Genomic DNA, 854 nt, shown 5'->3' with positions numbered 1-854 from the left:
CCGTCGTCGTACCGCTGGTCATCGACGGGCCAACTGGCGACCCCGAGGTCGGGGTGGGTCTCGCTCAAGGACTTCACCTACGCCCCCTACAACGGCAGGCACCTCGTGTACGCCACGACGCACGACACGGGAACGACCTGGGGCTCGATGAACTTCGGCCTCTTCTCGAACTGGTCCGAGATGGGCTCGGCCAGTCAGAACGCGATGTCCTCGTCCACTGTTGCGCCCTCGCTCTTCTACTTCGCCCCGCGGAACATCTGGGTGCTGGCCTATCAGTGGGGCGGGCCCGCCTTCTCCTACCGGACGTCGAGCGACCCCACCAACGCGAACGGCTGGTCGTCGCCGCAGACGCTCTTCTCCGGAAGCATCTCCGACTCCGGTACGGGTCCCATCGACCAGGCGGTCATCGGTGACAGCTCGAACATGTACCTGTTCTTCGCCGGGGACAACGGCCGGATCTACCGGGCCAGCATGCCGATCGGGAACTTCCCGGGCAGTTTCGGCTCCTCGTCGACGGTGATCATGAGTGACTCGACGAACAACCTGTTCGAAGGAGTTCAGGTCTACAAGCTCCAGGGCGAGAACCGGTACCTCATGCTCGTCGAGGCGATCGGCTCGCAGGGGCGCTACTTCCGCTCGTTCACGGCCACCAGCCTGAACGGTTCGTGGACCCCGCAGGCCGCGACCGAGAGCAACCCCTTCGCTGGCAAGGCCAACAGCGGCGCCACCTGGACCAACGACATCAGCCACGGCGAGTTGATCCGCAGCAACGCCGATCAGACCATGACCGTCGACCCCTGCAACCTGCAACTGCTCTACCAGGGGCGTTCCCCCAACTCCGGCGGCGACTACGG

Annotated in this window: 1 protein-coding gene; it reads left to right on the top strand. The window is 64.9% G+C overall.

Translation table 11 applies throughout. The features are described 5' to 3' along the window. Positions 1 to 854, top strand: an 854-nt coding sequence (locus AAH979_RS43075) for a non-reducing end alpha-L-arabinofuranosidase family hydrolase (protein ID WP_346263885.1), incomplete at both ends; no start/stop codon positions are given.

It is taken from the genome of Plantactinospora sp. ZYX-F-223, from assembly GCF_039649625.1.
Taxonomy (GTDB): Bacteria; Actinomycetota; Actinomycetes; order Mycobacteriales; family Micromonosporaceae; genus Plantactinospora.
Note: the sequence above shows the minus strand (reverse complement) of the source record. Positions and strands in the feature narration are given on the sequence as shown.